Origin of the sequence: Micromonospora sp. NPDC049060 (assembly GCF_040649055.1) — a bacterium.
In the GTDB taxonomy this organism is placed as follows: Bacteria; Actinomycetota; Actinomycetes; order Mycobacteriales; family Micromonosporaceae; genus Micromonospora; species Micromonospora reichwaldensis.
In genome coordinates, this window is record NZ_JBEZEV010000044.1 from 1 (window position 1) to 13,059 (window position 13,059).

Annotated in this window: 12 protein-coding genes and 1 tRNA gene; 11 read left to right on the plus strand and 2 right to left on the minus strand. The window is 74.2% G+C overall.

Going from position 1 to position 13,059, the window contains the following annotated elements; translation table 11 throughout:
- Positions 1-170 precede the first annotated feature (170 nt).
- The 8 genes from AB0B83_RS17420 (at position 171) to AB0B83_RS17455 (ending at position 7,626) form a co-directional block, all read left to right on the plus strand.
- Complete coding sequence (locus AB0B83_RS17420; protein WP_357579052.1) at positions 171-857, plus strand: dienelactone hydrolase family protein; 687 nt, start codon at positions 171-173, stop codon at positions 855-857.
- Positions 858-876: 19 nt separating this feature from the next.
- Entirely contained in the window at positions 877-1,590 is a 714-nt protein-coding gene (locus AB0B83_RS17425; RefSeq protein ID WP_357579079.1) for a uracil-DNA glycosylase, read from the plus strand.
- A gap of 78 nt (positions 1,591-1,668) precedes the next feature.
- Positions 1,669-2,412, plus strand: a complete 744-nt coding sequence (locus AB0B83_RS17430) for a DUF4129 domain-containing protein (protein ID WP_357579053.1) — start codon at positions 1,669-1,671, stop codon at positions 2,410-2,412.
- 43 nt (positions 2,413-2,455) lie between these two features.
- Positions 2,456-3,040, plus strand: a complete 585-nt coding sequence (locus AB0B83_RS17435) for a hypothetical protein (protein WP_357579054.1) — start codon at positions 2,456-2,458, stop codon at positions 3,038-3,040.
- Positions 3,040-4,044, plus strand: coding sequence for a MoxR family ATPase (locus AB0B83_RS17440; protein WP_357579055.1), 1,005 nt, complete (start codon positions 3,040-3,042; stop codon positions 4,042-4,044). The genes AB0B83_RS17435 and AB0B83_RS17440 overlap by 1 nt, the downstream gene beginning before the upstream one ends.
- Positions 4,045-4,112: 68 nt before the next feature.
- Positions 4,113-5,456, plus strand: coding sequence for a DUF58 domain-containing protein (locus AB0B83_RS17445; RefSeq protein ID WP_357579056.1), 1,344 nt, complete (start codon positions 4,113-4,115; stop codon positions 5,454-5,456).
- A 173-nt stretch (positions 5,457-5,629) separates the two neighbouring features.
- Positions 5,630-6,190, plus strand: a complete 561-nt coding sequence (locus tag AB0B83_RS17450; RefSeq protein ID WP_357579057.1) for a hypothetical protein — start codon at positions 5,630-5,632, stop codon at positions 6,188-6,190.
- Positions 6,191-6,294: 104 nt separating this feature from the next.
- Positions 6,295-7,626, plus strand: coding sequence for an NAD(P)/FAD-dependent oxidoreductase (locus AB0B83_RS17455; RefSeq protein ID WP_311414764.1), 1,332 nt, complete (start codon positions 6,295-6,297; stop codon positions 7,624-7,626).
- Between the two features lie 64 nt (positions 7,627-7,690).
- Here AB0B83_RS17455 and AB0B83_RS17460 read toward each other — a convergent pair whose 3' ends face one another.
- A complete protein-coding gene (locus tag AB0B83_RS17460; RefSeq protein ID WP_357579058.1) occupies positions 7,691-9,523 on the minus strand; it encodes a hypothetical protein in 1,833 nt (610 codons plus the stop codon).
- A gap of 102 nt (positions 9,524-9,625) precedes the next feature.
- Between AB0B83_RS17460 and AB0B83_RS17465 the strand changes: the two genes are divergently transcribed.
- The 3 genes from AB0B83_RS17465 to AB0B83_RS17475 all read left to right on the plus strand — a co-directional run bounded on the left by AB0B83_RS17465 (position 9,626) and on the right by AB0B83_RS17475 (position 11,441).
- Positions 9,626-9,706: transfer RNA gene (locus AB0B83_RS17465), tRNA-Leu, on the plus strand.
- A gap of 111 nt (positions 9,707-9,817) precedes the next feature.
- Positions 9,818-10,633 (plus strand): Bax inhibitor-1/YccA family protein, encoded by an 816-nt coding sequence (locus AB0B83_RS17470; protein WP_121396533.1) that lies wholly within the window; start codon positions 9,818-9,820, stop codon positions 10,631-10,633.
- 487 nt (positions 10,634-11,120) lie between these two features.
- Positions 11,121-11,441, plus strand: a complete 321-nt coding sequence (locus tag AB0B83_RS17475) for a hypothetical protein (protein WP_357579059.1) — start codon at positions 11,121-11,123, stop codon at positions 11,439-11,441.
- Positions 11,442-11,747: 306 nt separating this feature from the next.
- On the opposite strand, the gene AB0B83_RS17480 is transcribed toward AB0B83_RS17475, so the two are convergent.
- Entirely contained in the window at positions 11,748-13,010 is a 1,263-nt protein-coding gene (locus AB0B83_RS17480; RefSeq protein WP_357579060.1) for an acetyl-CoA C-acetyltransferase, read from the minus strand.
- Between the last annotated feature and the right edge of the window lie 49 nt (positions 13,011-13,059).

Sequence of the window (13,059 nt, forward strand, 5' to 3'; positions counted from 1 at the left end):
ACTTCGACGCATCGTCCGCGCCGCCGTCGGCGTACGTGGGTGGGGCGCCGGCAGGAGGTGTATGCCACTGTTCCGGCGTCTTCCCCGGGCGATCACGGCGTGGCAGGCTACCGACACGTAGCAACACTGTGCGACCAGCCAACGATGACTGACCGCTAGGAGGACGGCCGATGGGCGAGATGGTGAGCTACCGCGGCAACGGGGGGACGGGCGAGGGGTATCTCGCGATACCCTCCGGCGGTGCGACCAGCCCTGCGGTCATCGTCATCCAGGACTGGTGGGGCCTGGTGCCGCACGTCCGGGCGGTCGTGGACCGCTTCGCCGAGGCCGGTTTCGTCGCCCTCGCCCCGGACTTCCGCCACGGCGGCCCGGCCAGCAAGCCGAGTGAGCCCCGGCAGATGCTGAACAGTCAGCAGATGGACGAGGCGGCGGCGGACATCGCCGGCGCGGCCGACTACCTCGCCAGCCGGCCCGAGGTCGCCGGCAAGGTGGGCTGTGCGGGCTTCTGCGCCGGGGCGAGCCTGGCCCTCTGGGCGGCGACCCGGTCCGAGCGGCTCGTCGCCACCACCGCCTTCTACCCCCGGCTGCCGTGGGACGGGATGCGCCCCGAGTGGCCCGACTACGCGGGCAAGGCGGCGCTCATCCACTGCTCCGAAGAGGACGGCACCTCCGCTGCCGACGGCGTACGCACCGTCCGCCGCGCCATCGAGACCTCCGGCGGCACCTGCCAGGTCCACGACTACCCCGGCACCTCGCACGCCTTCTTCAACGAGGACCGGCCGGAGCACTTCGACCAGCGCGCCGCCGCCACCGCCTGGGCCCGCACCCTCGAACTCTTCCGGGCCAAGCTTGGCTGAGCCCCGTACGCCCGACGAGGTGGTCGCCCGCGCCGCGCGGGCGACCGACCTGGCCGACCTCGACGCCGCCGTCAGCGACTGCTTCGCCTGCCCGCGGCTGGTGCGGTGGCGCGAGGAGGTGGCCCGTGTCCGCCGGGCGGCCTTCCGGGACCAGGAATACTGGGGCCGGCCGGTGCCCGGCTTCGGCGTCCCCGACGCGCGCATCGCCATCCTCGGCCTGGCGCCCGCCGCGCACGGCGGCAACCGCACGGGCCGCATCTTCACCGGCGACCGGTCCGGCGACGTCCTGTTCGCCGCGTTGCACCGGGCCGGGCTGGCCAACCAGCCGACCAGCGTCGCCGCCGACGACGGGCTGACCCTGCGCGAGCTGCGGATCTTCTCCGCCGTGCGCTGCGCCCCGCCGGACAACAAGCCCACCCCCGAGGAACGGGACACGTGCGCGCCGTGGCTGCACCGCGAGGTCGCGCTGATCCGGCCCACCCTGCGCGTCGTGGTCGCGCTGGGTGCGTTCGCCTGGGCCTCGTGGTGGCCGGTGCTGCGCCAGGTGTACGGTCTGCGCCCGCCCAGCCCGCGACCGGCGTTCGGCCATGGGGCACACTGGTCCGGCACGGGCGCGCCGGCGCTGCTCGGCTGCTACCACGTCAGCCAGCAGAACACCTTCACCGGGCGGCTGACACCAGGGATGCTGGACGATGTGTTCGCCCGGGCGAAGCAACTGGCCGGGGCGGACTGAGGCGCGGGGGCGGTGGCGATGACGGACGGAACGCGTCGAGTCGTGGGACACGCCCCGGCGACCCGGAGGTAGCCCCCGATGGAAATCAGCGTCCTGCGCAGGTGGTGGCCGGTCGCGGCGGTGGTGCTCCTGCTGGCCGTCGCCGCGTTCTCGTCCACCCACTCGTCGATCGGCGCCAGCCGGATCCCGCCCGCCGCCGACAACATCCCGTACGTGCCGGAGTATCCGAGCGGCGAGCCGGTCGAGTCGATCCCCGTCGAACCGCGGGACGCCGGTCAGGCCACCCAGGCGTCGATCCCGCAGTGGATCGCCACCGCCGCCATCGTACTGCTCGGGCTGGCGATCCTCGTCGTCTTCGGCTATCTCACCTGGACGTTGGTCCGGGGCGCGATACGCCGCACCACCCGGGCGCTGCCGGCCCAGCGGTCCCGGCGGACGCCCGAGGGCACCGCCCGCGAGGTGGCCGCGGCCCTCGACGCCGGCCTGGAGGAGTTGGACGACCGCGACACCGATCCGCGTACGGCGGTGATCGCCTGCTGGGTGCGCCTGGAGCAGGCCGCGGCCGGGGCCGGCGTGCCCCGGCTGGCCGGCGACACCCCCACCGACCTGGTCACCCGGCTGTTGCGGGGTGACCCGTCGGTGGGCATCCCGGCCATCGCCAGCGCCGACGTGCTGGCCGAGTTCGCCCACGTCTACCGCGAGGCCCGCTACGCCAGCCGTGAGGTCGACGAGCGCACCCGCGACCAGGCCCGGGCGGCGCTGCGCCGGCTGCGCGGCGAGTTGACCGTCGTGGTCGCCGACGACACGGAGGTACCGGCGTGACCGGGGCGCGGCCGGCGCCCGCCCGACGTGGCGAGGTGACGCCGTGAGCAGCACCAGCATCGACGACCTGCTGAGCGTCGAGGACGAGCGGCCGGCACGCGCCGAGTCCCGGCGGGGCGGGCGGGTCGGCCGGGTGCTGCGTCCCCTGGCCGGCGTCGCGGCCGTCGTGATCGTGCTGGTCGCCGGCCTGCGCCTGGTGGGCCTGCGGGCCTCGCTGCCGATCCTCGTGGCCGGGGTGGTCGCGCTGTTCGTGGTGCGTCGCGTCGTCGCCGCCCTCGCGCCCCCGCCCCCGCCCCGCGGCGGCGGCCGGGCCCCTGTCGCCGACGACGACGGCACCTGGAACTGGGGTGCCAGGGACGCGCTGCGCACCGCGATCAACGGCTGGGAACTGCCGCTGGACTGGTCGGCCTCCCGGCCCGAACGCTTCACCACCGTGATCCTGCCCCGGCTCGGGGAGTTGGCCGACGAGCGGCTGAGCCAGCGGCACGGCGTGACCCGCGAGTCGGATCCGGCCCGGGCCCGGGTGCTGCTGGGTGACCAGCTGTGGAAGTTCCTGGAGACCCCGCCTCGCCGCACCCCGTCGCCGCGCAACCTCGCGGCGATCGTCGCCGAACTGGAGAGACTGTGATGAACGACGTGGACCGCAGCATGCCCGCCGCCGAGGTCGGCCCCCTCGCCCGGTCGGTGCTGGAGGCGGTCGGTCAGGTCGTCGTCGGCAAGCGGGACGCGCTGGAGCTGGTGCTCGCCGGCATCCTGGCCGGCGGCCACGTGCTGCTGGAGGACCTGCCGGGCCTCGGTAAGACGCTGACCGCGAGGTCCTTCGCCCAGGCGCTCGGGCTGGACTTCCGCCGGCTCCAGTTCACCCCCGACCTGCTGCCCGCCGACGTGACCGGTTCGTTCCTGTACGACCAGCGCAGCGGTGACTTCTCGTTCCGGGCCGGGCCGGTCTTCACCAACCTGCTCCTCGCCGACGAGATCAACCGGACCCCGCCGAAGACCCAGTCGGCCCTGCTGGAGGCGATGCAGGAGAAGCAGGTCTCGGTGGAGGGCGTGACGTACAAGCTGGACGAGCCGTTCCACGTGCTCGCCACCGCCAACCCCATCGAGTACGAGGGCACGTACCCGCTGCCGGAGGCGCAGCTCGACCGGTTTCTGCTCCGGGTCTCCTTCGGCTACCCCGAAGCCGAGGAGGAGTGGGAGGTGCTGCGCCGGCGGATGGCCCGCCGCCGCGAGGAGGCGGAGATCAAGCCGGTGGTCGACGCGGCGACCCTGCGCGCCATGCAGGCCGCGCTGGAGGACGTGGTCGTGGAGGACTCCGTCGGCCGCTACATCGTCGCGCTGACCGCCGCCACCCGGGAACACCCGTCGGTGCTGGTGGGCGCCTCGCCGCGCGGCTCGCTGGCGCTGCTGCTGCTGTCCCGCGTACGGGCCGTGATGGCCGGGCGCGACTACGTCGTCCCGGAGGACGTCAAGGAGGTCGCGGCGCCCGCCCTGGCGCACCGGATCACGTTGCGTCCCGAGATGTGGTTGCGTCGTGTCGACCCGTCCTTCGTGGTCGGCGAGGTGCTGGAGGCGACCCCGGCGCCCGCCAGCGGTGCGCTGCCCAGCTACGCCGCCGGCCCCGGGCACTGATGGTCGCGTCCGCCGTGTCGGCCCGGGTCGAGTCGCCGCCACCGGAGCCAGGACCCGCGACCGGCTGGGTGCCCACGTGGGCGCTCGGCCGGGCGGTGCTCCTCACCGGGCTGCTGCTGATCGCGGGGGTGCTGCTCGGCCGGGTGGACCTGGTCGTGCTGGCCGCCCCGTTCGCGCTGGGCACCGCGTACGCGCTGCGCCGCCGGCCGACCGCCCTGCCGCAGATCTGGGTCTCCGCCGACGAGGGGCACCTGGTCGAGGGCGGCGAGTTGACCGGCACGGTCACCGTCGGCAACCCCGACCTGCTCGACTACGACGTGGCGGTGGTGCGCAGCCGGGTCTCGCCGTGGCTGCGGGTGCAGCAGGTGACGATCGCCGGGGCGACCACCGCGTCCGGGGCGAGCTCGGCCGTCGCCCCGTCCGTCGCCGACCGGCCGTTCGTGACCGCCGTCCCGACGGCGGCGGCCGTGGACCTGGAGTTGACCGGCACGGCGTTGCGCTGGGGCCGGCACCCCATCGGACCGGCGGGCGCCCGGGCGGCCGCCGCGCAGGGACTGCTGGTCTCCCGCGCCGTGATCGCCGAGCCGTCCCGGTTGCGGGTCTATCCGAGGACCGAGCCGTTCGACGCGGTCGAGGCGATGCCCCGGGCCGCCGGCCTGGTCGGCGCGCACCACTCCCGCCGGCCCGGCGAGGGCGGCGAACTGGCCGGCGTACGGGTCTTCGCCCCGGGCGACCGGCTGCGCCGGATCGACTGGCGGGTGTCGCTGCGCGCCCGGCAACTGCACGTGGCGGCCACCCTCTCCGACCGCGACGCCGAGGTGGTGGTGCTGCTCGACGTGCTCGCCGAGGCGGGCCGCTCGGGCGGCGTGTCCGGGGCCGCCTCCGTGCTGGACACCACCGTCCGGGCCGCCGCCGCGATCGCCGAGCACTACCTGCACCGTGGCGACCGGGTGTCGATGCTCGAGTACGGCCCGTCCGCCCGCCGGCTGCGCCCGGCCACCGGCCGCCGGCAGTACCTGACGGTCCTGGAGTGGCTGCTCGAGGTGCGGGCGGAGCACTCGCCGCACGAGCCGTACGACCAGGTGTTCGGGCCGCAACTGCTGTCGGCGGACGCGCTGGTGGTGGTCCTCACCCCGCTGCTCGACGAACGGTCGGCGCAGATGCTGGCCCGGCTGACCCGCTCCGGGCGGTTCGTGGTCGCGGTGGACACCCTGCCGGCGGACCTCACCCCGCCGAAGGACCGGGGCTGGGCCGAGGTGGCGTACCGGCTGTGGCGGCTGGACCGGGACACCATGATCGGGCAGCTGCGGGAGCACGGCGTGCCGGTGGTGCGGTGGGCCGGCGCGGGCAGCCTCGACGAGGTGCTGCGGGACGTGGCCCGCCTGGCGACCGCCCCGAGGGTGGCCCGGTGAGCGCGAGGAATGTAGCGCAGCGGAGTCCCGCAGTCGCGAACGAAAGGCGGACCCCGTGAGCGCGAGGAATGTAGCGCAGCGGAGTCCCGCAGTCGCGAACGAAAGGCTGGCCCCGTGAGCGCGAGGAATGTAGCGCAGCGGAGTCCCGCAGTCGCGAACGAAAGGCTGGCCCGGTGAGCGCGGTCACCGAACGGGTCAGAGCGCTGCGGTACGCCGCCGCCCGGATCAGCCTGACGCCGCTGCTGGTGCGCGCCGGCATCTTCCTCACCGTGCTGGTCGGCCTGCTGCTCGCGTACCCCTCGGAGGTGCTGCTCGGGCGGCCGCTGCTCGCCCTCGTGGCGGTGGCGGTCCTGCCTGCGGTCGGGCCGCGTCGGGTCTGGCCGACCTTCGCGGCGCTGGTCACGGTCGGCGGCTGGCTGGTCGCCACCGACGGGTACGGCCGGCCGATCGCCCTCTGGCGGCTGCTCGCCGTGGCGGCGGTGCTCTACCTCACCCACACCCTCTGCGCGCTGGCCGCCGTGCTGCCGTACGACGCGGTGGTCGACCCGAACCTGATCGTGCGGTGGCTGGCCCGGGCCGGCGCGGTGCTGCTGGCCACCTTCGTCCTCGGTGTCCTGCTGGTCGAGGTCGGCAGGCTCGGCGGTGACGCCGGACACCAGGCGGCGACGGTGGTCGGTCTGCTCGTGGCGGTGGCGGTGGCGGCGTTGCTGGGGTGGCTGCTGCGCCGCAGGTGACGGCCCCTTTTCGGGGTAGTCATGCAGGTCACAGGGGTTGTGCTCCGTCACAGAGAAGGGGCGCGAGCGGGATTAGCCGGGCCGCGCGGGGAAAGATAGATGACGTGAACCCGAAGCGGATCCTTGTGGTGGGTGCCGGGCACGTCGGTCTCTACGCGGCCCTGCGCCTGTCGAAGAAGCTCAGCTCCCGTGAGGCCGAGGTCGTCGTGGTGGACCCTCAGCCCCACATGACCTACCAGCCGTTCCTGCCGGAGGCGGCGGCCGGCAACATCTCGCCCCGGCACTCCGTGGTGCCGTTGCGGCGGGAGTTGCGGCGGTGCAAGGTGGTGGCGGGCGCGGTGACCCGGATCGACCACCACCGCAAGACCGCCGTGGTGCAGCCCATCAGCGGCCCCACCCGGGAGATCCCGTACGACCACGTGGTCGTCGCCCCGGGTTCGGTCTCCCGGACGCTGCCGATCCCCGGCCTGCACGAGCACGGCATCGGCTTCAAGACCATCGGCGAGGCCATCTACCTGCGCAACCACGTGCTGGACCGGCTCGACGTGGCCGCCGCCACGCCCGACCCGGCCGTCCGCCGTTCGGCGCTGACCTTCACCTTCGTCGGCGGCGGGTACGCCGGCATCGAGGCGCTCGCCGAGATGGAGGACATGGCCCGGGACGCCCTGAAGTACTACCCGGAGCTCAAGCCGGAGGACATGCGCTGGGTGCTGGTCGAGGCGACCCAGCGGGTGCTGCCCGAGGTCGACCGGGACATGGGCGCCTACACGGTGCAGCAGCTGCTCAAGCGGAACATGGACATCCGGCTGGACACCCGCCTGGAGTCCTGCCTCGACGGGGTGGTGAAGCTCTCCGACGGCGACAGCTTCCGCTCCGACACCATCGTCTGGACGGCCGGCGTGAAGCCGTCGCCGATGCTGGACGCGACGGACTTCCCCCGCGACGAGCGGCGGCGGGTCACCTGCCTGCCGACCCTCCAGGTGGTCGACGGCGACCGGGTGGTCGACGGCGCCTGGAGTGCCGGTGACTGCGCGGCCGTACCGGACCTGACCAAGGAGCCGGGCAACTACTGCTCGCCGAGCGCCCAGCACGCGGTCCGCCAGGCCGCCCGGATGGCCGACAACATCGTCAACGTCGTCCGTGGCCGGGAGCCGGTGGAGTACAAGCACAAGCACGCCGGCAGCGTCGCCAGCCTCGGCCTGCACAAGGGCGTGGCCCAGGTGTACGGGATCAAGATGACCGGCTGGCCGGCGTGGTTCATGCACCGGACGTACCACATGAGCCGGATCCCGTCGTTGAACCGCAAGGTCCGGGTCGTGGTCGACTGGTCGCTGGCGTTCTTCCTCAAGCGCGAGGTGGTCGCCCTCGGCCAGCTCCACGATCCGCGCGAGGAGTTCGCCGAGGCGTCCCAGCCGGTCGGCGCCGGCCGCGCCTGACGGAGCACGCGAAGCCCCCTCCGCCTGCGCGGAGGGGGCTTTTCGCGTGTTCAGCGGGTGCGGGTCAGACGCGCCAGGTCCAGGCGTCGGCGATCCGGGTGGCGGGGCCGTAGAGCTGCTCTAGCGTGCCGCGAAGGCTGTCGGCGTGCGGGGTGCCGTCGGCCAGCGCCACGCAGGAGGCGCCCCAGAACTCCGCGTCCTCCGCGGCCTGCCGGCGCTGTTCGTCCCCGATGACGGGTTGCCCGCCGCGCCTGCCGACCTCGGCCAGCAGGGCCGACGTGGGCTGCGCGTAGGTGCCCATCGCCGCCGTGCCGCCGCGACCGTACGGGCCGATGAAGAAGCCCTCCGGCATGCCGAACGCCGCGTCGGCGGCGGTCGCCCAGCGCATCGGCCACGGTTGCTTGGGCGTGGCGAGCGGCACCGGCACCAGCACCCCGCCCGGCTCGACGCACTGGCGCCAGTGCCCGCCGGTGACGAACTCGGGCAGCGGCGGGCGCTCGGCGGTGGGCAGCGGGGTCGGCAGCAGCGGCAGCAGCGCCACGCCGACCGCCGCCGGCACCAGGCGGCGGGTCCGGCCGGTGCCGCGCAGCGCCCGGTCGACCGCCAGCACCAGCAGCGTGGCGATGAGCGGGAGCACCGCGAGGGCGAACCGCATCGGCAGCGCACCGTCCACCACGGGCAGGCCCGAGAGCAGGGCGTACGGGCCCGGGACGGCGGTGCGTTCGCCGTCGACGACCACCCGGGGGCCGAGCGACAGCGCCCCCGTCACGAGCGTGCCGACCACGCACGCGACGACCAGCGGGCGACGGCCCAGCCAGAGCGCGCAGGCGGCGGCGACCAGCAGCAGGGGCAGCCCGAGGAAGGTGTTGTACTCGGCCGGCCCGGTGGTCAGCCGGGCAGCCCCGTCGCCGCCCGCGACCGACAGCGGCGAGACGGTCCACCAGCTGCGCAGGTCCGCCGAGAAGTAGTGCGGGCTGAACATGCCGTCCGCGACGCCCTGCGGGCCGGCGAACTGGAACCACAGCGGCCAGGCCAGTACGACCAGGGCCAGCCCGGCGGCGAGCATCATCCCGGCGGCGAAGCCGGGCAGGGCGCGGCGGGCCAGGTTCCGGTCCGCCACCGCGTAGGTGACCGCCATCACCAGCAGCGTGACCGCGCAGAGGAAGAGCACCTCCTCGCCGACGAAGACCTGCACGGTGACCGCCGCGGCCAGGCCGACTGCCGAACTGACCACCCGCCGGCGGTCCGGCCCGTCGGCGGTGCCCGCCGGGTCGGCGGCCCGCAGCATGCGGACCACCAGCCAGACGATCACCGGCACGAGCCACTGCGCGGTCATGTGCAGGTGGCTGTTGGTCTGCGAGACCATCCCCGGGCCGAACCCGCAGAGCGCCGCCCCGAGCGCGGCGGCGAGCCGGCGGGCGCGCAGGACCCGGGTGAAGAGCAGGTACCAGGCGATCGCGGTGCCCGCCAGGTTCGCCATGGCCAGCAGGGCGAAGGTCACCGGCGCGCCGAACGACAGGGTCACCGGGGCGAGGAGCACCCCGAGCGCGATGACTGTGGTGTTGGTCATCAGGTTGACCCCGTCCGGCGCGTTGAGCCGACCGGTGAGCAGGTCGAAGTCGCCGAGCAGCGCCCGCGAGTCGACGGCGAGGAACCACTCGTAGAGAGCCTGGTCCTCCGGGTTGAGCGCCAGGACCCGGGCCCCCGGGTCGGGCCAGAGCCCGTGGGTGAGCCAGCCGGCCAGCGCCACGAAGAGCAGCGCGACGGTGACGTCCGCCCGGCGACGGTGGAGGGCGGTCAGCAGGCGCGCCGCCCGGAGCCGGCGGGACGGCCGGTCGACGGCGAGGACAGCCTGGTCAGGGACGGCGTCGGGGGCCGTGGGGGCTGCGCTGCTCACGGTCTCGACCCTAGTGCGACCCGCCCGCCGGGGTACGCCGGGTCGCCGCCGACCCGCTACCGTGACACTGCACCACGCGTGTCGACCCGCGCGGTGTCACCCGCCCGGGTGGTGGAACGGCAGACACGGCCGCCTTAAAAGCGGCTGCCGCAAGGCGTGCGGGTTCGACCCCCGCCCCGGGCACGCCGCACTCTCAGCTTCCGCTCAGCTTGGCGATCTCCACGGGACTGCCCTGGGCGTTTACTCTTGGGGGTGCACGTTCACGTGCAACGACCCCCTGAGGGAGGCCTGACAGTGAAGACTTCGAACCCGGTGCTCGCCCGGCTCGGCCAGGCGGCCGAGCGGGAGCGCTCCGCCGGGTACGCCCCGACCGGGCCGTACGGACAGCCCGGTTATCCACAGCAGTACCCGACGGAGGCCGGCTACCCGGCGGCCCCGCCGACCGTCAACACCATGTCGATCGACGACGTGGTGGTCAAGACCGTCACGCTCCTCGGCATCCTCGGCGTCTCCGCCGCGGCCGCCTGGGTGCTGGTGCCCGACGCGCTGCTCGGCGCGGCCTGGATCGGCGCGGCGGTCGTCGGCCTGGTCCTCGGCCTGATCATCTCGTTCTCCCGGATGGCGAACCCGGCGCTGGTCGTCGCGTACGCCGTCGTCGAGGGCGTCTTCGTCGGCATGGTCAGCAAGTTCTTCAATTCGCTCTACGACGGCATCGTGGTCCAGGCGGTGACCGCCACGTTCGGTGTCTTCTTCGTGATGGCCATGCTCTACAAGGCGAAGGTCATCCGGGCCACCCCGAAGTTCGTCAAGGGCATGATCGCCGTGATGGCGGGTCTCTTCGCCGTCATGCTGATCAACCTCGTGTTCGCGCTCTTCGGCGTGAACACCGGCCTGCGCGACGGCAGCCCGCTGGCGATCGGGTTCAGCCTTGTCTGCATCGTGGTCGCCTCGCTGAGCTTCGTGCTCAGCTTCAAGGAGGTCGAGGACGGCGTCCGGATGGGGCTGCCCCAGCGCTACTCCTGGGTCGCCGCCTTCGGCATCCTGGTCAGCCTGGTCTGGCTCTACATCGAGATCCTGCGCCTGCTGAGCTACTTCCAGGGCGACGACTGACCGTCGCCCGCGACCGACCGGCGCCCGCCCCCGCATCCGCGAGGGCGGGCGCCGTCGTCCACCCCCGCTCGCCCCGATCCCCGCCCGCCCTGGCCCCGGCCGCTCCGGCCCCGCCCGCTCCGGCCCCGCGTGAACCGTCCCGGGCCTGGCCCTCGCCCCACCCTCGCCGCCGATCCCGCCCACCCCTCCCTCCCCGCCGCCCTGCCCCAGCTCTCGCCGTCGATCATGCAGTTGTGGTGTCCCGCGAAAGGGGCGAAAGCGCCCCAGTCGCCCACCACAAGTCCATGATCGACGGCGCGGGCCGGGCCGGGCCGGGCCGCGGGCTGGGCTGGGGCGGCGGGCCGGGGCAGGGCAGGCGGGGACGGGTCCGGGGCCGGGTGGGGCCAGGGCAGGCCGGGCAGGGCGGGGCCAGGCGGGGCCAGGGCCGGGCAGGGCGGGGTCGGGGTGCGGGGAAGGGACGCGGGGCGGGGGTTCGTAGACTTTGGATGTGGGTGGCGGGGAGTTGGGGCGGGCGGTGGAGTTGTTGGTGCGCCAGGTCGGGCACTGGCAGCAGCCCCGCTGGGCGGCAGCGGCCGCCGGTGGCAACGTGTCCCGCGCCGACCTCGTGCACCGGCTGGTGCAGGAGATGGCCAACCTGGCCGCCGACGTCGAGGGCGGACCCCGACGCACGGTGCCCCGGCTCGACAACGACCTGGCGCTGCCCGACCAGCTCCGGGTGGTGGCCGCCGACCTGGTCGCCACCGCCCCGCCGCCGGAGGTGCTGGCGCGGGCCGCCGCCGAGGTGACGGCGACCCGCAACGCTCTCTAGGGCCGACGGCGACCCGCAACGCTCTCCAGGGGTGGCGGCGACCCGCAACGCTCTCCAGGGGTGGCGGCGACCCGCAACGCTCTCCAGGGGTGGCGGCGACCCGCAACGCTCTCCAGGGGTGGCGGCGACCCGGTGCGCTCTCCAGGGCCGACGGCGACCCGCGACGCCCTCCAAGTCTGACGGCGACCCGCGACCCTCTCCACGAGGAACGGCGACCCACAGCTCGTCCGGGCTCCGGCCGGGCGGCGAGGGCCGCTCGGGACGATCCCGGCGCCCGGCCGGGCAGCCCGTGGTGGCGCCGTCCGCTCAGCTCAGGCGCTCGACGACCATGGCCATGCCCTGGCCGCCGCCCACGCACATGGTCTCCAGGCCGATCGTCTTGTCGTGCCAGTCCAGGGCGTTGAGCAGGGTGCCGGTGATCCGGGCGCCGGTCATGCCGAACGGGTGCCCGACGGCGATCGCGCCACCGGCGACGTTCAGCTTCTCGAGCGGGATGCCGAGCTGGCGGTACGAGGGGATCACCTGCGCGGCGAACGCCTCGTTGATCTCCACCAGGTCGACGTCGTCGATGGTCATCCCGGCCCGCTTGAGCGCCTGCCGGGTGGCCTCGACCGGGCCGAGGCCCATGATCTCCGGCGAGAGGGCGGTCACGCCGGTGGAGACGATCCTGGCCAACGGCGTGATGCCGAGGTCCCTGGCCCGCTGGGCGCTCATGATCACCACGGCGGCGGCGCCGTCGTTCAGCGGGCAGCAGTTGCCGGCGGTGATGCGACCGTCCGGACGGAACACCGGCTTCAGCCCGGAGACGCCCTCCAGGGTGACCCCGGCGCGCGGACCGTCGTCGGTGCTGACCACCGTGCCGTCCGGCGCGGTGACCGGGGTGATCTCCCGGGCCCAGAAGCCGTCGGCGATGGCCTTCTCGGCGAGGTTCTGGCTGCGTACGCCGAACTCGTCCATGTCGGCGCGGGTGACGTCGTACACCTGGGCCAGGTTCTCGGCGGTCTGCCCCATGGTCAGGTAGATGTCCGGCAACTCGCCGGCCTCGCGCGGGTCGGTCCAGACCGGGGCCCCGCCCTGGGCGCGGGCCTTCGAACGCTCGGCCGCGGCGGCGAAGCGCGGGTTCTCCCAGCCGCCGCCGACCAGCGCCTGCGCCTCCTTCGGCAGCCCGTCGGAGTTGCCGCGGGCGTACCGGGAGACGGTCTCCACGCCGGCGGAGACGAACACGTCGCCCTCGCCGGCCCGGATCGCGTGCATCGCCATCCGGGTGGTCTGCAGCGACGACGCGCAGTAGCGGGTGAGCGTCGCGCCGGGCAGGGTGTCCAGGCCCATCAGGGTGGCGACCACCCGGGCCATGTTGAAGCCCTGCTCGCCGCCGGGCAGACCGCACCCCAGGTAGAGGTCGTCGATCTCGGTCGGGTCGAGCTGGGGAACCTTGTCCAGGGCGGCCCGCACGATGGTCGCGGCGAGGTCGTCCGGGCGGACGTCGCGCAGCGAACCCTTGTGCGCCCGGCCGATGGGGGAGCGGGCGGTGGCGACGATGACGGCGTCGCGGGACGACTCAGTCGGCATGGACCAACGTTAACCCGTCGGTAACTTCGGGCGGAAGCTGCCCGCCGGC